This window comes from Paracidovorax avenae ATCC 19860 (genome assembly GCF_000176855.2).
In the GTDB taxonomy this organism is placed as follows: Bacteria; Pseudomonadota; Gammaproteobacteria; order Burkholderiales; family Burkholderiaceae_C; genus Paracidovorax; species Paracidovorax avenae.
In genome coordinates, this window is record NC_015138.1 from 4,180,726 (window position 1) to 4,200,261 (window position 19,536).

Genomic DNA, 19,536 nt, shown 5'->3' on the forward strand with positions numbered 1-19,536 from the left:
GCAGGAATCGCTAACGATCCGCTTACACCACGTTAGGGCTCAAGAAATGCCAGTGTCCAAGGCTTACGTCTTCGTTGACGGTGAAAATTTGGTTATGCGTTACCAAGCGATGGTGGCTGAGGGTCGCAAACCGAAGAAAGGGATTGTCCACATCCCCGATACTTTCGTGTGGCACGCTGGCATGACCACTTGGTCGTGCATGGACATTCAGCGAGTGAGTTATTACACAAGCGCCACCGGAGACCAGCAGCGCATTTCAGAGATCAGGACGCAGATTGCGGGAACTGAGTACCAGTTCAGTCATGACACCGATCCGCACACCCCCGACGCTTCGATGCAGTTGGTGCCGCGAATCTTTCACAAAAGTTCCAAAAGCCGGAAAACTCGAAATGTCGACATCAACATCGTGATCGACGTTATGCGAGCGGCTCACCTCCCGAGCGCCGAACTGCTCCTGCTACTCAGCGGTGACGGAGACTATCTACCTCTCATTGAGGAAGCGATGCGCCTAGGAAAGCAAGTCTGGGTTTGCTCGTTCAGTTCGGGGCTAAGAGCGGCTAACACGACCTGTTCATAGCCCAGCGCGAAGCAGCTATGCTTGGCGCCCTCATGGCAAGAAGACCCGTCAGCAAAGAACTGTGGCGACAGCTGCAGCCGCTCATCCCGGCCTTCGTGCCCTCGGCCAAAGGCGGGGCGCGCAAGCGCACCGTCAGCGATGAAGCCGCACTCAATGGCATCCTATTCGTGCTGCACACCGGCATCGCCTGGGAGGACCTGCCGCAGGAACTCGGTTTTGGCAGTGGCATGACGTGCTGGCGGCGGCTGCGCGACTGGAACGCTGCCGGGGTGTGGGAGAAGCTGCACCACGCCATGCTGGTGCGCCTGCGCGAGCACGACCAGATCGATTGGAGCCGGGCAAGCATCGATGGCTCGTCGGTACCAAGCCCCCGGGGGGCCAGGAAACAGGGCCCAACCCCACGGACAGAGGCAAACTCGGCTCCAAGCGGCACATCGTCGTAGACGCGCGGGGCATTCCGCTGGTGGTGCTGGTCAGTGGTGCGAATCGGCACGATTCGATGATGTTCGAGAAATGCATCGATGCTCTGCCAGCCGTCAGGGGACTGCAGGGCAAGCCGCGTCGCAGGCCATCGAAGCTGCACGCCGACAAGGGCTACGACTATGAGCGCTGCCGTGTCTTCCTGAGACAGCGGGGCATCGCCAGCCGGATTGCCAGACGAGGCATCGAAAGCAGCGAGCGGCTGGGTCGGCATCGGTGGGTGGTGGAGAGAACGCACGGATGGTTTGCAGGCTTCGGCAAGCTGCGCATCCGATTCGAGAGGCGGCTGGACATCCACGAAGCGCTATTGAAACTGGCGGCAGCGATCATCTGCGCGCGCTTCGTGGATCGGTGGTGTTAGCCGCTCTAAATTCTGAGCTCGCAACAAGCGTCGATCTCTACGCGTCGCTCGATGACATCTTCTTCATGGCTCCGGGAAAATGAGCGAGAGCCCTGATAGGTCGTTCGACGCGGCCATGGCGTGCCGATAAGGTTAAGCCTCGTAGCGAAATGATGCTGCGTGCCGGACAATTCCGGCGTTGAGTGTCTACTCTTCGGATGCCTACCATCGCATCGCCATTTCCTGTATGGGCCGAGAGCAGTCACTCACCCAATGACCCGCGAGCAACCGCTCTCAGCCTGAATCGGCCATAGACACACTCCCCAGCAAAGACTGGATAGAGCTAAACGCCACCTCACCGCTGCCCCTCAATCGGATTCCCATACAACGGCCGCCCCCCGAACTGCGTACTCACCGCATACGCCACCGCGCAGGCCAGCATCACCGGCACCGTCATCTGGAACTGGTTCGTCATCTCCAGCACCATCACGATGGCCATCAGCGGGGCATGGGTCACGGCCGCGAGCACGGCGGCCATGCCGATGATGGCCAGCGCGCGCGGGTCGCCCACCCAGGCGGCGGGCAGCGCCAGGGCCGCGAGCTGGGCGAGCACACTGCCGGCCGTGGCGCCGACGAATAGCGAGGGCGTGAACACGCCGCCGATGGCGCCGCTGCCCGAACTCAGGGCCGTCGCCACGATCTTGGTCAGCATCACCACCACGATCCATTGCCACAGGTGCCCGCCCTGCAGCACCGACGACACCACGCTGTAGCCATTGCCCCAGACCTCGGGCACGCAGGCCGATAGCGCGCCCACCAGCAGCCCGCCCAGGCCCAGGCGCGCCGGCAGGGAGCGCACGCGCCCGAAAGCCCGGCGGCTGCCCTCCAGCAGGTGCAGCAGCGTCCAGCCCACCGCGCCGAACAGCACGGCCGCCACCAGGGCCAGCCCCAGGCTGGTCGGCTCCACGGCCACCGCCGGCACGTCGTAGAGCGGCTTGGGGTCCACCAGCAACTGGATGAGCGCGCTGGCGGTGCCCGCGGCGATGAGCACGGGCGCGACCGCATGGCGCGCGAAAAAGCCGAGCGCCAGTTCCAGCACGAACACCACGCCGGCCACCGGCGCGTGGTAGGCCGATCCGATGCCGGCGGCGATGCCGCACACCATGAGGGCGCTGCGCTGCTCGGGGGCGATCGGCACCACCCGGGCCAGCCACGCGGCCAGCCAGGCCGCCAGTTGCACCATCGGCCCCTCGCGCCCGATGGAGGCGCCCGTGCCGACCGACAGCAGGGCCGATGCCGAACGTACGAGCGTGGTGCGATCGTTGAGGTCCACCCGCCCGGCGCGCGCGGCATCGATGTAGTCCAGGTGCGCATCGCCACGCGGGCCGGCCGCCGCCCAGCGGCCACCCCATTCGAGCACCAGGCCCGCCAGCACGCCGCCCACGGTGCACACCACCACGCGGCGCCAGGGCGAGAGGGAACGCGCGGCTTCCACCAGGCCGCCGGCATGGCCGGTGGCGAGGTGCTCCACCCCCTGCACCAGCGCGCGGAATGCCACGGTGGCCGCCGCCGCCAGTGCCCCGGCCACCGCGGCCCACATCCACCACCGCAGCGTGCGGGCGACCGGGCCGAGGAGGCGGAAGCGGCGGGAGAGGCGGTGCGGCGCCGCGGGAATCTCGTTCGGGTCGGGAATGGGCATGGGGCAGGGAGTGCGCGTGCCGCAGCGATGGATTCGCGGGAGGCTGGCCGCACAGAGCCGGGAATGCCGTGGATCGTACGTCGCAGCCCGGATGGCAACAATGCTCTGCGCCAGCCTGCGGGTATGCCTCATGCCCATGCCTCCTGTGCGCCGGCATAGAGCGTCTTATGAGTTTTCTGTCGCAGCGAACACACGTGAGGCAGCGAGCACCATCAGCAGCGCACGAGGAGGAAATGCGGTCAGTCGAGCGCAGGGCAGCGAAGGCATCGCGCAGACCAATAAACAAACCAAGGCGCGCGTACCTCCACCGGAGCCAGCGAGTCGGAAGCAGGACCTGCAGCGGATGCGGAAATTTCTTCGGCGCCGGACATTTTTATAGGTACGAATAGCATCTGACGCGGATGTTATCTTTTCTTTTCGAGCAATAGAATTATTTCTTTTGTTTCCTCACTTACCAATCCTGAATATTGGATTTCTCTTCTTATTCTGGCATTGACAAAATCATTAATGCCTATATTTTTCTGATTGTTTTCGCTAATGTATTTGAAATTCGCATTAGCACCATTTTTCAAGAGAATTCTGACAACATCTTTTTCACCCAAGAGAATTGCATTGGCGAGCGGAGGTGTTACACCAATACCTCGGTTAGGATTGCATTTTTTTGAAATGCTGTCGATTAAAAATAGTGAATCTTTAATCTCGATTTCTGACATTTCATTTCTTCGAGCTCCCAGCAACTCAATGGCGCCGGATAAAGCACCATTTCTGCCGCGAGCATATTTAAAGAAGAACTTATTTTCATTGATCAACAACGGGGCGTCGCAAGAAGGCCCCAGCAATCTGACTCTTGCCATTGAGATATTCTTATTTAAAAATAATTTTTCATAGAGGTTTCTTTCTTTATATGCGCTTGAAGGATGAGTTATGGCAACGATATGATTTCCAAAAGGCTGCATGATGCATAGAAAAAACCATATCAGGGAGATCGTTATCAACACCAATAACGTTGATCTAATTTTCATCTTAGCGCACTACGGAAATTGCACATGAGCGCGAAAGCAAGGGCAGCTTTTACAGATGCGCCCGCTCAGCAGCCTCACCTTATCTATCCTTATTTTTTCTTCCTTCGTTATATTGCAAAACATAAAAAACAACCGCCTCATCGACAATTGAAGAGACCATTATTTTTTCAACTTCAGAAAAGCACGCATGCAAACCGTTTAATTGAGTACACAAAAACCCATCCAAGCCCACTCCATTTTTGAAAGCAAAATTCATTTTTGCCAAATCATCCTTGCTATCGAATTTCCTTACAACAACCGTCTGCACTTTACCAGTGTAATCCCGACAGTTTACAGAAATCCGCCTTCTGTCATTTTCGTCGTTGTACGCAGATTTTCCGCAGCGCGCTGGAGGGACAAGTGTCTCAAGATTGGGTATTCCTGATTTTATCCAGACAAAAAAACATGCCAGCGAAACAACAACCCCAGAGACTACAAAAAGATAAACAATATTCTTTTTCAAGAATTATTTCCTGGAAGAACAAAGACCCAATCAATCATCTTTCGATCTTATATCCACAATATCGTCCAAACAACTTTTCTTCTGACAACTGATTAACACCCTTTTTCCTGGAATATACAACTTTCCATCAAACAATCCAGAATAGTTTTTCTCCTTAATAGCAGGATTATTATCATCTATTGACCCCACGGCACCCAGCGGCGTGACATACAAAGGTTTAAATGCGGCATCGAGAATTTTCGGGAGAACTGATCCTTTTTCAATAGGATAGATGTCGATACCATCCTCCATTCCCCCGAATATATTTTTTTTATAAATCGACAAAACTTTAGGACCCGATACAAGATCAACTTTCTTCCAATCACCCTTGATAACGACACATTGATCAGTCGTGCAAATATTTCTGGTCATTACACCATTTACAGCGAAGTAGATGAAATATCCCACGATAACGCCGATTAAAACGATACTCAATCTTTTAATCCTCATCGCATTCCTTCAACGTCGCAACACACCAAGGCCCTCTGCCTGGGCCAGGATCTATTCTACTTTGATTTTTCTTACCCTTTTGCTCGCCAAAAATCCCCAGAATAGCATCTTTAGCTATGGATATCAGGCTTCCTTGGCTGGTTCCAACACTTGTATATATCTCACTCCCATACTCAAACCCTATAGCCATTGCAGTTAACTTGTCTCGTGGATGTTGTTGATTCAAGTATCTGAGCGCCTCATTCTCCCAGTCTGAAAGAGGTTTACCGCTCCCCATTTTACCCAGCAACTCCTGATAGGCAATCTGCCGATTTGTTATTTGCCTAATGAGGCATGCTCGTTTACTTCCTGACTCATAGGTGCTTTTAGCATCGTATACCTCATAACCAACCTCCCCACCCTTGGTTGCCTTATCTTTAAAGTCCAAACCTTTCGGATCGCAATTTATTGCAGGACTACTCCCAGAATAATTTGATTTATTTAACCCTCCCTTTAACCCAATCGGATCCTGCGTCACATACTGCCCCAACATCGGGTCATAGTACCGGAACCGGTTGTAGTGCAATCCCGTCTCGGCATCGAATTGCTGCCCCTGGAAACGGATGTCCTGGCCGATACCGTGCGGATCGTATTCCTCGCGCACGGCACCCCAGGCGTGGTACGTGGCAGCCCAGGTGACCAGGCCCGCCTGCGGGCCGTTGGCGTCCACCAGGGCGATGGGGGTGCCCAGGTGATCACACAGGACATGGCGGATGCGCGTCGCGTGGGCCTGGGCGGCCGACTGCCGTTGCTGATGCACAGAGCGGAGGCCTGCGGAGAGCAGTACGCCGGTTTCTTCGGGCAGGCCTGCCTGCAGGCGGGCCCGCAGTGCGTCGCCGTGCGGCCCCAGGGCGTCGTTCAGAGTCTGCTCCAGCCATTCACGCTGTGCACGCGGCAATTCCCCGAACAGGGCCGCCGCGTGGGATTCGCCGCCTTGGTTTTCCAACGCGAACATGGCCTGCACGGGTGTGGGGATGGCCCGGTCCCGCTCCAGCCGCAGCAGCGGCACGAACGAGTCCGGCTCATACAGGATGTGCTGCAATCCCTGCGGGCCTTCGACATGCATCAGACGATCACCGTCCCAGCCAGCATAGGTAGTGGCCGCGGAGCCCAATGCGGCTCCATGGTTGTATCGGCTATCGCCGATGACGGTCCTGGCCAGCCGCCGGCCGAAGGGGTCATAGCGGTAGCAGGCCACCCGTTGCCAGGCGCCACGCGTTCCCTCGCGCTGCCAGACTTCGCGCAACTGGTGCAGGGCGTCATATCGCAATCGCTGCGCGCGGCCGTCAGCGTGCAGCGCCTGCACCCGGTTGCCGAAGGCGTCATAGCGGTAGCGGATCGGGGTACCTTGGCCGTCGCTGTCCCGCTCCGGCGTGCTCCACCCGATGCGATTGCCCGGCCAGTGCGTGACCGGGCCCGCACGCTCGCCGGGTCCGTCGCCCGCGCGCAGCAGGTCGAAGTCGGGGTCTTGCAGATGATCGCGCACCTCGCGGGCCCACGCCTGCCGATCGGCGTGCGGTGCCATCACGCCGGCCTCCGGGGGCGCGGGCAGGCGATTGCCTGCGGGGTCGAGCGCCCAGTGCTGCCGGACTTCCTGCGTACCCTGGCCCGCACGGTGCAGCCCGCTCAGGCGCTGCCAGGCGTCGTAGCCGTAGCGCGTGGCCTCGCCCGGTGTCTGCACGCCCACCAGTTGGCCCAGCGGGTCGTACCAGTAGCGGCGCTGGGCGAGTGTGGAGAGGGGACCCAGCGCCGGGGCGATGCGGCCCGCGGCGGAAGAGGGACCTGTCTCGGATTCGTTTGCCGGATCAGCAGGAACAACGGGCGCCGCATGGCGCAGGCCGCGCCAGTCCTGGTGCAGCATCCGGCCCATCGGGTCGAGTTGGCGCGCATGCACGATCGCCGGCAGGTCTGCGTTGTCCTGGCCTTCCAGCAGGTGCAGCGTGCGCCCCACCTCGCGGTGCAGCGCATCGCGCTCCCAGTCCACCAGCGGCTGACCGTCCAGCAGCAGCCCGTGCACATGGCCCGAGCCGTAGGCCAGCCACTGCAACGTGCCCAGGCCTTGGGCCTGCGTGGCCGTACGCTGGCCCAGCGGGCCCAGGGTGTGGGTGATCGTGTGCTCGAATTCCACGGGCGGCTCGCCACCGGCATGGGGTGCCTGCAACTGTGTGGCCTGCCGGTACAGCGTTTGCGTCTCTCCGCACACGCGCCCGAAGGCATCGCGTGCCAGCGCCACGCGGGCCTCGGGCTGCAGCCGCTGCGCCTGCAGGGCGGCGGCCAGCGGGGCCTGGGCGGGATCGCCGGGGCGATCCAGCAGGGACAACAGTGCCTGCGTATTCAGCGCCAGCCAGCGTTCGGCGAGGGGGATGGGTCGGCCTGTGGCAGCCCCTGGACGCGAGGAGTCAGCAGACAGGGCCGTCGGCACAGCCATGGGCTCGATCCCGTGGGACAGTTCTGCTTCCCACGTCCGCGCCTGCAGCAGGGCTCCGGCCGCGGTGTGCTCGAAGCGCTGGATCTGCAGTATCGCGTGAGGTTCGGTATCGGAGGGCTCCGGTGCAGGCAGCCGCACGGCCACGCGCGCCACCAGCCGGCTGCCCAGGTCGTAGTGCAACCGCGTTCGCACCACTGCGCCCAGTTCCGGCCGCGCTGCCGCGCCCGGGTGGTGGCCCTCGCCATGCCCATCACCCGTGTGCGTGAGCTGGCCCGCCGCGTCGTAGCCATACACCTGGCTGCGCCCATCGAAACCCACTTCCTGCACCAGCCGGTCGGCCGCGTCGTGCACGAAGCGGGTCACGTCGCCGTTCTCGTTGACAAGTTCCTGCAGCCGCCCGGCCACGTCGTAGCGCAACTGCACGCCCCGGCCCGCCTGCACCTGCTCTACCACCCGGCCCCAGAGGTCGTGGCGGTAGGCGACCGTCGTGCTGGTGCCCGCGGGCTCGCCCGTGCCCTCCAGCACGTCGTGCGTGCCGTACGTGGTTGCCTCCAGCGTGCCGGCGGCCGACCAGCGGTAGCGCACCGCCGTGTTGCCCGGCTGCTGCACGCCCACCAGCCGCAGGGCGCCATGTTCCAGCACGTGGTGCAGCTGGGTGCGCTGGCCCAGCGCATCCGTGGTCTCCAGCACCTCGCCCCAGGCGCCGTGGCGCCATGTCTGGCTGCGGCCGGAGCAGTCCGTGTGCCGTGCGAGCTGGCCGCAGGCGTTGTAGGCGTAGAGGCTGCGCCCGCCCTGGGCGTCGATCATCGCCACGGGCTGGTCGCACCAGGCGAGCGTGTGGGGCGGGAATGTCGTCGCGCCGGTCTCAGCATCCTGCTGGGGTTGTGCGTATTCGAAGCGTGTGGTGAGGGCCTGCAGTGTTGCCGCCTCGCCCGTTCCTCCTTCCGGCAGCATCGCGACCTCCACTAGACGGCCCCAGTCGTCGTAGCGGTAGTGCGTGCGCAGGCCTGCCGCGTCCTGGCTCGCCAGCAGCAACCCGTCCTGCGCACTGCCCGCCGCGCCCCAGTGCTGCTGGGTGCTGCGGCCATCCGGGCCCTGCACGCCCAGCAGCCGGCCTGCGCCGTCGTAGCGCCACCATGTCGTGCGGCCCAGCGCATCGGTGGCAGAGAGCCGCCGGCCGGCGCTGTCGTATCGGAATCCTTGTTCGGCCCCGTCCGGGGCCACGAGGCGCACCAGGCGCTTGAGCCCGCCTTCGCCCTCGAAGTGGTAAGTCGTCGTGCGGCCCAGGCTGTCGCGCACCACCGCGCTGCTGCACGCCGGGCCCGCTGGACCTTCACCGATGCTGGGAGGCACTTCGCTGTACTCGAAGAAGTACGACAGTCCCTCTTCGTTGTGTTGCTCGGCCACGCGGGCACCCGGGCGCGCCGCCAGCCCCTGGCGACGGCCCTGCGCGGTCTGGTCCTCGTACACGTAGCGGTGCCGCGGACCCTGGCGCACCTGGTGCTCCGTCATGCGGTGCAGTGCGTCATAGCCGAAGCGACGCAATACCGTGCCGTCCGCGCCCAGTACCTCGGCCAGGTTGCCTGCGCTGTCGTAGCGGTAGCCCACGAGCGGTTGAGGGCGCGGGGCGGTGCCGGGCACCACCGCAGGATCGAGCGGGTTGAGCGTGCAGTCCACGCCCACGAGGCGCACGCCGTCGTCGGGGCTCAGCAGCGCATGGCGTGCATGTCCGCACTCATTCGGCCTGCCGGGTTTGCGGGCTGCAGTGGCATCCGGCGCGATGCGCTCATAGCGCAGTGCATAGCGGCGCCCGGTGCCATCGGTGATGCCTACGACACGACCCTGCTGTTCGCCTTCCTCGCCCCACTGGTAGCGCTGGCTGCGGCCGAAGCGGTCGATCACGGCGTGCAGGACATGGCCCGCGGCTGTTCCCTCGGTCGATGCTCCTGCCGGCAGGAAGACCCAGGCCGGTGCGCCTGCACCGCCCGCCCCCGGCACGGAGATGACGCAGCCCGGGTCCGCACGCAGCACGGCCGGCACGTGCGACCAGCGTGGCTGCTGCGCCCAGGGCAGCAGTTCGGCCGGGGTGGAGGATGGGGCCGTGGAGCCAGCCATGCCCCCACCCCGCAACAGCCACAGGTCCTCGCTGCTGCTGTACAGCGCCTGCCCCGGCTGCAGCGCCTCGTCGAACGTGATCGCCCGCCCCGAGGCATCGAAGAGCACCACCCGGTCCGATTCCAGCCGCAGCCGCAGCTCCAGCGGCAGCTTCCAGCCATACCCCAGCAGCCCGCATGCCGCGCCGTGCTCTGCGTTCACATAGCTGCTGTACACCCGTTGCCACGCCAGCGGCAGCGGCCCCGGCAGCGCGAAGTCCAGTTCATCGGCCCCTGTCAGCACCTTTGCGCCCAGCGATGGGTTCACCGGGTTGCCCACCGCCATGCCCCCGGGGCACTCCGAGCACGCCACGCCGCCTGCCGAGCCGATCAGCACCGTCGCCGAGCCCTGGACGATCGGGCCGCCTTTTTTCGTCAAGTCGCCCTGCCGGGCCGCGGGTTTGCCGCTCATTTTTGTTTCCCCTTGCTTGCTTGTTTGTTCTTCGTCGTGGCGCCCACAAGGCCAAGGCACTGCGCTCTTTCAAGCAAGCAGTACCTGTGGCTCTCTGTATGGTGGTTGCGATGCCCGCTCCTGCGCACGTGCGCGCGGAGCACCTCGCATCGGTGCGCCTAGCAGTTGAGCTTGTCCAGCGAGGACAGCACTTCGATGAGCGCAGGCGTGAGCCGCACGGTGCTCGATCCGCAGCGCAGCGTGATCTCGTCGCCCGCTTCCAGCGTGATGGTCTTGGCCTTCACCGTGAGCGCGCCCGACACCTCCAGGCTGTCCGCGCCGCTCACGCTCGCCTTGCGGTCCGAACCCACGCTGACCGAATCGCTGCCGACGACCGTGCGGGTCCAGTTCGCGCCCACGATGTCGTTGCGCACGCCGCCGATGTTGACGCTGTAGGCCAGCCCCACGTTCACCATCTTGGCCAGGCCCACGTTCTGCATGGCCGTCATCCCGATGGTCTCGGTCTTCATCGTGCCCACCCGGATGTTCCAGCTGGTGCCGATGCGGTCTTTTTCGCTTTGCCCGACGGTCTTGCTGCGGTGGTTGCCGATGCGGATGTCTTCGTTGGCGCCCACGGTCTCGTCGCGGTTGTCGCCGATGGAGATCGTCTCGTTGTGGTCCACCCGCTCCTTGCGGTTGGAGTGGATGGTGATGGTCTCGTCGCCATCGACCTCCTCGGTGCGCCAGCCATGCACCGTGATCTTCTCGTTGCGGTCCACCGTCTCCGTACGGTCCCGGTGGATGGTGTTCGTCTCGTCCCGGTCGATGGTCTTGCGCCGGTCCTGCCCCACCCAGTGGTCCTCGTCGTTCTCCACCTCGATGAGCTGGTCCTTCTGCGCGTGCAGCCACACCTGCTCCGCGCCCTTCTTGTCCTCGAAGCGGATCGCGTTCGCATCGCCCGCGCCGTTCTTCATCCCGTCGCCGAACGCCCCGCCCTTGCTCGACTTGGTCTTGATGCCCGACTGCGTGGCATTGCCCGGCAAGGCCCAGGGCGGCATGTTCGCGGCGTTGTAGACGCTGCCCGTGACGATGGGATAGTCCGGGTCGCCATTAAGGAAATCGACGATCACTTCCTGCCCGATGCGCGGGATGGAGATCGCGCCGAATCCCGAGCCTGCCCAGCTCGTCGCCACTCGCATCCAGCAGCTGGAGTTCTCGTCCATCGCCCCCAGCCGGTCCCAGTGGAACTGCACCTTGATGCGGCCGTATTCGTCCGTCCAGATTTCTTCCCCGGCCGGGCCGACCACGACGGCCGTCTGCGGGCCGGTGGTACGCGGCTTGGGGGTTTTTCTGGCGGGGGTGTACGGCAGGCTCGTGGGCTGGGCCGTGAGGCTGAACTTCTGGAACGACCCCTGCTCTTCGTTGTGCTTGAGCGATTCCCCTGGCTTCGCACTGTTGAACGAGGAACTGCGCGGGTTCTCGTGCAGGTGGTAGGTGACGCCGGTGATGAGGTATTGGCGGTTCTGGTCGCCCCGCGGGTAGTTCTCCAGCGTGAAGGTGTAGCCCGTCGCGAGGCTCCGGTGGCGGGATTCGCCCCGGACGGTGCTGTGGCCCGTCAGGCCTTCCTGCAGCCGCACGCGGGCGTACTGCTCGCCGTCGCCGTGCTGCACGTAGCCGCCCGGCCATTCGTAGATCTCGTACGCATCGTGCGCATGCCCCGGGGGCTGCTGGCGCATGTTGGAAAGATCCGACCTCGGCTTCTTGAAATCGTAGTCGTCGTTGTAGTACCGGCCCGGCTTGATCTCCTCGCCCAGCGTCCAGGCGTGGATGTTCTCGCGGTCCGCCACGGCCGACTTCTCGGGCGGGTAGAACGGGATCACGGCCGCGCCCGGCAAGGGCTCGTGGCCGGCCACGATGTCGTCGGCGATCACCAGGGTGTGCTGGCCGCTCGCGTGCTGGAAGTAGTAGTACGCCCCTTCATGCTCGAGCAGCCGCGAGACGAAGTCGAAATCGCTCTCGCCGTACTGCACGCAGTAGTCCCAGGCGCGGTAGGCGCGCGTGAGCTTGAGCTGCATCGGGTAGCCGTAGCGGCCCAGCACCTCCTGGACGATCTGCGGGACGGTCTTGAACTGGAAGATGCGGAAATCCTGCCGCCGCGTGGCCACCCAGAGCCAGGGCTGCAGGCGCAGGTGGTACGAATAGAGCCGGTGGTCCTGGCCCTGCATGCCGAAGCGCGTGACCAGGCCATCCAGGTACCGCTTGCCACCGCCTTCGGTCTCGATCTCCACCGTCGCCGTCTTGCCCAGCAGCGCCTTGGGATCGATGTCGCGCCCCTCCGAGAGCAGGTCGATGTCGAAGGAGAAAAGCTGGCTCAGCTCCTCGCTGCCCCGCAGCTGCCGGAACTGCAGCTGCTCTCCCAGGGGCGTCTGGATGGTGACGCGGCGTGTCATTGTTATGGCTGCAGCCCCTCGGTTGCTGCAGAGTCAAGTTGAAACGGCCGCGATGATAGAAGGCGTAACGATGAGTTGGAAAGGCTTCCGACGCAGGCAATTTGTTTGCAAATGTTCATTCACGCACAGGGCTATTGGAAGCGCCAAGTCGCATCAACAAAATTTATCAAAACCATTAATCTTTATCAAAATACCAATCTGCCGCCTATGCGCCCTCGGAACGCAACACCTGCGTATCACACGCTCCATCACGGCCCGACGACAATGCGGCATGCAGGCAGCGAGCCATGGAACGATACGCCGCGTCTGTCCGATAGAAGCGCAAAGATTCCCTGCCCAGACCATCGATGGCCCATCCCCCCTCTCCCACTTCCCTCCTCCACACCCTCCCCAACGGCGTCCGCCTCCTCGCCCTCCCCATGCCCCACGTGCAGAGTGCCAGCGTCGGCGTGTTCCTGCGCGTGGGCTCGCGCGACGAGACGCCGGACACCAACGGCATCAGCCACGTGCTGGAGCACATGGCCTTCAAGGGCACGGCCACGCGCTCGGTGCAGGCGATCAACCTCGATGCGGAGCGGCTGGGCGCGGACGTGAATGCCTACACGGGCAAGGACAGCACGGGCTACTTCATGACCGGGCTGGGCCAGCATGCGCTGCAGCTGCTCGGCATGACGGCGGACATCGTGCTGCACAGCACCTTCCCCGAGGCCGAGCTGCAGCGCGAGCTGGAGGTGATCCGGCAGGAGGCGATCGAGTACGACGAGGACCCGGAGGACAGCTCCAGCGACCTGCTGGACCGTGCACTGTGGGGCGACGATCCCATGGGCATGCCGGTGATCGGCACGGTGGAGAACATCGAGGGCTTCACGCGCGACGACCTGGTTCGCCATGTGCAGCGGCACTACGTGGCCGGCAAGACCATCGTCGCGGCTGCGGGGAATTTCGACGTCGATGCATGGATGCGGCGAGCGGAGGAATTGTTCTCTGCCATGCCCGCGTCTTTGTCCGCATCGGGGGCACAGGCCGCCGATGGCGCCGGGGTGCAGCCGCCCACGCCCGCCCCGCACGTCGGTCAGGCCGTGGCGCGGCGCTTCACGCAGGTGTCGCAGGTGTTCCTGAACATCGCCTATCCGCTGCCCGGTCCTTTTGGGCCGGAATGGCAGGGTGCCGGCACGGTGCAGGCCATGCTGCCCCCACGCTGGCGCCTGGCCGCAGCGCTGGCCGCCAACCTGTTCGGCGGCGGCATGTCCTCGCCGCTGGTGGACACGGTGCGCGAGCGGCTGGGCCTGGCCTACAACGCCGACGCCACGATCGACAGTGGCGACGCGTGGCTCAACTTCTTGGTGCATGCGGTGACCACGCCGGACAAGGTCGAAGAGTTGGTGCGTGCCACGGGCGAATTGCTGCATGCGCAGGCAGCCGCCATCGATCCGGTGCACCTGGAGCGCGCGAAGAACCAGCTCACGGTCTCGCGCGTGCGCGCCAGCGAGCGGCCCTTCGCGACGATGGAGCGGGCCGTGGAGGAGGTGTTCGCGCACGGCACCGTGACGCCGCTGGCCGACACGATCGCGCTGATCGGCGACATCCGCGCAGACGAAGTGCAGCAGGTGTTCGCGCACATGCTCGCCCATCCGCCGGCGCTGTCGATCACCGGCAAGGGCGTGAACGCGAAGTCCGCGCGGCTGCTGGCGGCATCGCTGGCAGCGAGGGGCCGCCAGGCCGCCTGACCGCCCCGGCGAAAGCCCCCACGGCAGGCGGCGCCGTCCATCCCCCGGTTCGCTCCCCTGCCGTGCCTTCCGTCGCATCGCACTGGCGCCACCGCGCGTTTTCCGCCAGATTGGCGGCATGGAGCTCCTGTACACGATCCTGAAGTTCGCGGTACTGACCGTGCTGGTCGCCTCCGCCGCGGAGGCCGCCGTGCTGTCGCTGCGCGCGGCGGGGCCCCGGTACGACTGGCGTGCGAGCGGGGTGTCGCTCATCGACTTCCTGGTGCGGGAGTACCCCCTGCGCTGGCTGCTGCCGCTCGCGTTCTGGAGCCAGGCGATGGACTGGCTCTACCAGCACCGGCTCTGGACGCTGCCCATGGACCACTGGACCGGCTGGGCCGCCTGCTTCATCGCCCAGGAGTTCTGCTACTACTGGTACCACCGCGCCGCGCACCGCGTGCGCTGGTTCTGGTGCACCCACGCGATCCACCATTCGCCGAACGACCTGAACCTGTCGGCCGCCTACCGCTTCGGCTGGACGGGCAAGCTCACCGGCACGCTGCTGTTCTTCATGGCCGCGCCCCTGCTCGGCATGCCGCCGAAGGTGATCCTGGTCATGCTGTCGCTGAACCTGCTCTACCAGTTCTGGATCCACGCGACCTGGATCCCCCGGCTGGGCCCGCTCGAATGGATCCTGAACACGCCCTCGGCGCACCGCGTGCACCATGCGTCCAATCTCGAATACCTGGACGGCAACTACGGAGGCGTGCTGATCGTCTTCGACCGGCTGTTCGGCACCTACATCGCCGAGCGCCCCGACCTGCCGTGCCGCTACGGCCTCGTCCGGCCGGTCACGGGCTACAACCTGCTGAAGATCGAGTTCGACCAGTGGCGCAGCCTGTGGCGCGACCTGCGCGGCGCGCGCTCGGTGCCCGAGGCGCTGGGCTACCTGTTCCAGCCCCCGGGCTGGCGCCCCTGCGGCGCAGGGGAAACCACCGAGGACCTGCGCCGTGCCGCGCTCAATGCACCGGCCGGCCCAGCCGCCGGCTCGCCCGGGAAATCGCGTAGTTCACCAGGCAGTACAGCGCCGCCACGATGAGATACACCGGCACCAGCGAGTGGTAGTTGGCGATGAGCACCCGCGCGTTCTGCATCAGCTCGCCATAGGTGACGACATAGCCGAAGGTCGTGTCCTTCACCACGATCACCAGTTGCGCGACCAGGGCCGGCACGATGTAGCGCAGCGCCTGCGGAAACACGATGGCAAAGAACACCTGGGTCTCTTTCATGCCCAGGCTGCGCGCGGCATCGGCCTGGCCGCGCGGCACGGCGAGCACGCCCGAGCGATAGACCTCGGCCACCACGGCGGCCGTGCTGAGTCCGATGGGCAGGGTCAGCATCCAGTAGGTGCCGAGCTTGATGCCGGCCGACGGCAGCACCAGGAAGCACACGTAGATGAGCAGCAGCGTCGGCGTGCCCCGCAGGAACTCGATGGCCGCGACGGCCGGCCAGCGCACGAGCCGGTACCGCGCCAGGCGCCCCGCCAGCAGCACCAGCCCGAGGGAGAGCGCGATCACCGCGGCCATCGCCGCCGAGGCCAGCGTGCCGAGCAGGCCCTTGGCCAGGAAGGCCCAGGTCGTCGGCCAGGCGAAGAATTTCCAGTAGCGGGCATCGAGCTGCCCGGCGGCATGGAAGCGGAACGCGATGCCGGCCGCGAGCAGCAGCAGCAGGCCCACCGCGACCGCGCTCGCCACCCGGGTGACGGTGCGGGTGCGGGGGTTCGGCGCGCCGAACAGGATGTCTTCGAGGGACCGGTTCATCGCAGGATCCGCAGCTTCCTGTCCAGCGCCGCGCCCGCCCACGCGATGAGCAGGCCGGTGGCCACGTACATCGCGGCCGCGACGGCGAAGGCAGCCATGCCGGCCGCGGAGTCGGTCGCGATCTTGGAGACGAGCGTGGTGAGTTCCCGGCCCGGGAACGGCACCTGCGACGCGAGCGAGGTGGACAGCATCAGCGCGATGAGCAGCGAGGTCATCGGCTGCACCACCGAACGCAGCGCCTGCGGCAGCACCACCGACCAGATGATGCGCGCGGGCCGCATGCCTAAGCTGAGCGCGGCCTCGACCTGGCCGCCGGGGATGGTATTGATGCCCGAGCGCACGTAGTCGGCCGTGAATGCGGAGCAGACCAGCACCAGGGTCAGCACCACGCTGGGCTCGTAGTCGATCACGAATTCGAGATCGGGCAGCGCGAACACGATGAAGATCAGCAGCGCCACGCTGGGGATGTTGCGGAAGGTCTCGACGTAGAGGGTGAGCACCCAGCGCAGCGGCGGCAGCGGAAAGAGCCGCAGCATCGCCACCCCCATGCCCAGCAGCACGCCCGGCACGAACGACAGCGCGGTGAGCTTCCAGGTCAGCAAAAGGGCCTGCCAGAAGGCAGGCCCTTGGTCGGCCAGGAGCCTGGTTACCTCGCCCATCGGTTCAGGGCAGCGCAGGCGGCGTGGGGACGGCCGTGCTGCCCGTGCGCTGGCCGATGGCGATCGTCCAGAGCTTGGCCCAGGTGCCGTCGGCCTCGATCTTCTTCAGGAACGCGTTCACGAAGGCCACGCCGTCCGAGCCCTTGGGCAGGCCGATGCCGTACGGGTCCTGCGCGCCGAACGGGGCGCCCGCGAGCTTCGCGTCGCCGGTGCCCAGGCTCAGGGTGTTGAGCAGCAGCGTGTAGTCGGTCACGTAGGCGGCCACGCGGCCCTGGCGCAGCGAATCCAGCGCCTCCTGGTGCGTCTGGAACTCCTGCACGGTGCTCTTGGGCGCGAACTGCGCGAGGATGGCCGGCCCCGTGGAGCCCGCCTGCGTGGCGACCTTCTTGCCGCCCAGGTCGTTGTAGGACTGGATGGCCTGGTTGTTCGCCTTCACCAGCACCCCGGCCTGCGAGGTGTAGTACGGGCCCGCGAACGAGATCTTCTCGGCGCGGGCGGGGGTGATGGAATAGGTCGCGATGACCGTGTCCACCTGGCCGTTGACGAGCACCTGCTCGCGCGTGGACGAGGTCACCTGCGTGAACTGGACCTTGGAGGCGTCGCCCAGGATGTAGCGCGTGAGGAGCTGGGCGATGCCGGCGTCGAAACCGCGCATCCTGCCGTCCTTCTCGTTCAGCAGCGAGAACAGGTTCGAGGTCTGGGTGCCGCCCAGGCGCAGCGTGCCGGCCTGCTTGATCTTGCTGGCCCAGGGGCTCGCGGCGATGGTTTCGGCGCTGGCGACGGGGCCCTGCGCCACCAGCGCGTCGAACGCCGCGGCATCGATGGGCGTGCCCTGGGCGGATGCCGCGCCGCCGCCGGCGATCGCCAGCGCCGCGACGGAGGATTTCAGGAGGGATTTGATCGACATCGGCATGCGGTCCTCTCGGATGGTGGGTTGCTTCAGTCAATGTATAGCACGCGGGACGTGCCCCCGCCCGGCTGGCGTCGGCGAACCGCTCGCTGGCGGCTATCCGCCGGTAGCGATGAGCGGCTTGTAATGGTGCGGCAGGCGCATCAGCACCAGGTCCTTGCGGCGGACGACGCTGGTGGGGTAGCGGCTGCCCTCGGCAGCGCGGGTGTCGGTGGCCAGGCTGGCGATGCCTTCCTCCTCCCACACCAGCTTTTCCTGCCGCGGAAACTCGAAGCTGTCCGGGCCGAAGACGCCGCTGCGCCCTCCCTCGGGCGTATTGGCGAATGCCAGATAGACGTTGTTCTCGCCGGCGCGTGCCCGGTAGAGGTGCCAGTGCAGCGGATCGCTGCCCGTGGGGATCGGGTAGTTCTGCCGCACGGCGGAGCCCGCATGCGCACCGGTGAATCGCTCGCTCTGCGCCGCGGGGCAGGCGATGATGTCGCACCCCTCGAGCGCCAGCACGCGGCCCGCCTCCGGAAAGCTGGCGTCGTGGCCGATGAGCAGGCCCAGGCGGCCCAGCGGCGTGTCGTGCACCGCCCAGCGCTCGCCGGGCGTGGCCCAGGCGCGGTCCTGCTGCGCCAGGTGCAGCTGGCGATAGATGCCGATGCGCCCTTCGGGCCCGGCCAGCACCGCGCTGTTGTAGAGGCTGTCGCCATCGCGTTCGGCAAAGCCCACCACCAGGTAGAGGCCGAGCCGCATCGCGATGTGCACGACCGCATCCACCGCGTCGCCGCCCGCCGGCACGGCGCTCCGGACGGGGTCGTGCAGCCCCGTGAGGGCCCGCTCGGGGAACACGACCAGTTCCGCCCCGTCGCGCCGCCGGGCCTCATCGGCCCAGTGCGCGATGGCGGCCAGGTTGTCGCCGGCCTCCGGCTGCGGCGCGAACTGGGCCACCGAGACCACCGACCGCCGGCCCGGCGGCAGCGGGCGGTGCCCATAGAGGCGGAAGAAATCCGACGGGTTCCACAGGAAGGTGTTGGTCATCAGCGCGGGGTAGTGCTCCGGCCGGCGCTGCGCCATCACCGGCTCGCCCAGGAACTCGCGGGCGCGGCTGCGGGCCGGGTCGATCTGCGCATAGCAGATGCCGTCGCCGTCATCGACCACGGCCAGGATCTCGCCGTCGGGCGCGATCACGCAGCTGCCGCCGCTGAACTGCACGGTGCGCTCCAGTCCCCAGCGATTGGCCTCGACCAGGTAGCAGCCGTTCTCGGCTGCGCGGGTGATCCAGTAGGGCGCCGGCGTGCGCTCGGCCAGCCAGTTGCTGATGTGGCAGATCACGTCGGCGCCGCCCAGCGCTTCCAGCCGCGCGGTCTCGATGAAATGGATGTCCATGCAGACCAGCAGGGCGATGCGGCCCAGCGGCGTCTCGAACACCGCGTGGCCCAGGTCGCCGGGCGCTGCCCATTTCGGCTCGGAGATGTACGAGTGGCTCTTGCGGTGCACGCCGACCACGCCGCCGGGGCCGATCAGCACCGCGCTGTTGTAGTAGAGGTTGGTGGACGGATCCACCTCGGGCATGCCGACGACGATGTGGCAATCGCGCGCGCTTGCCAGCGCGGCGAAGCGTTCCGTCGTGGGGCCGGGGATCGGCTCGACCACCGGCGCGACCTCGTCGCGGTCGTGCCAGCAGTAGCCGGTGGTGCCCATCTCGGGCGTGACGACCAGGCGCGCGCCGGCCGCGGCGGCTTCGTCCACCAGGGCGAGCAGGGCCTGCACATTGCGTTCCTTGGCATTCAGGACCGGTTCGAACTGGACGGCGGCAGCGGTAAAGGGTGAAGGGACCATGAAGGGCTCCTGTGGATGAACAACGGAGAAAAAGAGGGAGGGAGGCC

At 65.2% G+C, this 19,536-nt stretch carries 14 protein-coding genes; 4 read left to right on the forward strand and 10 right to left on the reverse strand.

Annotated features, from left to right (window positions below; translation table 11 throughout):
- Nucleotides 1–46 precede the first annotated feature (46 nt).
- Both ACAV_RS24720 and ACAV_RS24190 read left to right on the forward strand, forming a co-directional pair.
- Nucleotides 47–577 carry an NYN domain-containing protein gene (locus tag ACAV_RS24720; protein ID WP_041828815.1) on the forward strand — a complete coding sequence of 177 codons (531 nt, stop codon included), beginning with the start codon at nt 47–49 and terminating at the stop codon, nt 575–577.
- Between the two features lie 32 nt (nt 578–609).
- A protein-coding gene (locus ACAV_RS24190; protein ID WP_167539399.1) for an IS5 family transposase occupies nt 610–1,418 on the forward strand; the annotation gives its coding sequence in 2 pieces (ribosomal slippage) (nt 610–940 and nt 940–1,418; 810 coding nt in all).
- A gap of 334 nt (nt 1,419–1,752) precedes the next feature.
- Here ACAV_RS24190 and ACAV_RS18215 read toward each other — a convergent pair.
- The 6 genes from ACAV_RS18215 to ACAV_RS18225 form a co-directional block, all read right to left on the reverse strand.
- The gene (locus ACAV_RS18215; protein WP_244875485.1) at nt 1,753–3,096 is read right to left on the reverse strand and encodes a chloride channel protein; all 1,344 of its coding nucleotides are present in this window, start codon (nt 3,094–3,096) and stop codon (nt 1,753–1,755) included.
- Nucleotides 3,097–3,500: 404 nt separating this feature from the next.
- Nucleotides 3,501–4,052 (reverse strand): hypothetical protein, encoded by a 552-nt coding sequence (locus tag ACAV_RS24725; protein ID WP_157768785.1) that lies wholly within the window; start codon nt 4,050–4,052, stop codon nt 3,501–3,503.
- A 145-nt stretch (nt 4,053–4,197) separates the two neighbouring features.
- Nucleotides 4,198–4,620 (reverse strand): hypothetical protein, encoded by a 423-nt coding sequence (locus tag ACAV_RS24730; protein ID WP_157768786.1) that lies wholly within the window; start codon nt 4,618–4,620, stop codon nt 4,198–4,200.
- 30 nt (nt 4,621–4,650) lie between these two features.
- Complete coding sequence (locus tag ACAV_RS24735; RefSeq protein ID WP_157768787.1) at nt 4,651–5,094, reverse strand: hypothetical protein; 444 nt, start codon at nt 5,092–5,094, stop codon at nt 4,651–4,653.
- A gap of 4 nt (nt 5,095–5,098) precedes the next feature.
- On the reverse strand, nt 5,099–10,141 hold the full coding sequence (locus tag ACAV_RS18220) for an RHS repeat-associated core domain-containing protein (protein WP_013596052.1): 5,043 nt from the start codon (nt 10,139–10,141) through the stop codon (nt 5,099–5,101).
- A 158-nt stretch (nt 10,142–10,299) separates the two neighbouring features.
- Nucleotides 10,300–12,570, reverse strand: coding sequence for a type VI secretion system Vgr family protein (locus tag ACAV_RS18225; RefSeq protein ID WP_013596053.1), 2,271 nt, complete (start codon nt 12,568–12,570; stop codon nt 10,300–10,302).
- Nucleotides 12,571–12,917: 347 nt separating this feature from the next.
- On the opposite strand from ACAV_RS18225, the gene ACAV_RS18230 reads away from it, so the two are divergent.
- Together ACAV_RS18230 and ACAV_RS18235 are read left to right on the forward strand one after the other, a co-directional pair.
- The gene (locus ACAV_RS18230) at nt 12,918–14,297 is read left to right on the forward strand and encodes a M16 family metallopeptidase (protein ID WP_013596054.1); all 1,380 of its coding nucleotides are present in this window, start codon (nt 12,918–12,920) and stop codon (nt 14,295–14,297) included.
- 118 nt (nt 14,298–14,415) lie between these two features.
- Nucleotides 14,416–15,375: a sterol desaturase family protein gene (locus ACAV_RS18235; protein ID WP_013596055.1), complete on the forward strand. Its 960-nt coding sequence runs from the start codon at nt 14,416–14,418 to the stop codon at nt 15,373–15,375.
- Here ACAV_RS18235 and ACAV_RS18240 read toward each other — a convergent pair.
- The 4 genes from ACAV_RS18240 to ACAV_RS18255 all read right to left on the reverse strand — a co-directional run bounded on the left by ACAV_RS18240 (nt 15,296) and on the right by ACAV_RS18255 (nt 19,489).
- Nucleotides 15,296–16,096, reverse strand: a complete 801-nt coding sequence (locus tag ACAV_RS18240) for an amino acid ABC transporter permease (protein WP_013596056.1) — start codon at nt 16,094–16,096, stop codon at nt 15,296–15,298. The two genes, ACAV_RS18235 and ACAV_RS18240, sit on opposite strands and share 80 nt — an antisense overlap.
- Nucleotides 16,093–16,755 carry an amino acid ABC transporter permease gene (locus ACAV_RS18245; RefSeq protein WP_013596057.1) on the reverse strand — a complete coding sequence of 221 codons (663 nt, stop codon included), beginning with the start codon at nt 16,753–16,755 and terminating at the stop codon, nt 16,093–16,095. Before ACAV_RS18245 ends, ACAV_RS18240 begins: the two co-directional genes overlap by 4 nt.
- A gap of 4 nt (nt 16,756–16,759) precedes the next feature.
- Entirely contained in the window at nt 16,760–17,662 is a 903-nt protein-coding gene (locus tag ACAV_RS18250; RefSeq protein WP_013596058.1) for a glutamate ABC transporter substrate-binding protein, read from the reverse strand.
- A 99-nt stretch (nt 17,663–17,761) separates the two neighbouring features.
- Complete coding sequence (locus ACAV_RS18255) at nt 17,762–19,489, reverse strand: nitrilase-related carbon-nitrogen hydrolase (RefSeq protein WP_013596059.1); 1,728 nt, start codon at nt 19,487–19,489, stop codon at nt 17,762–17,764.
- Nucleotides 19,490–19,536 lie beyond the last annotated feature (47 nt).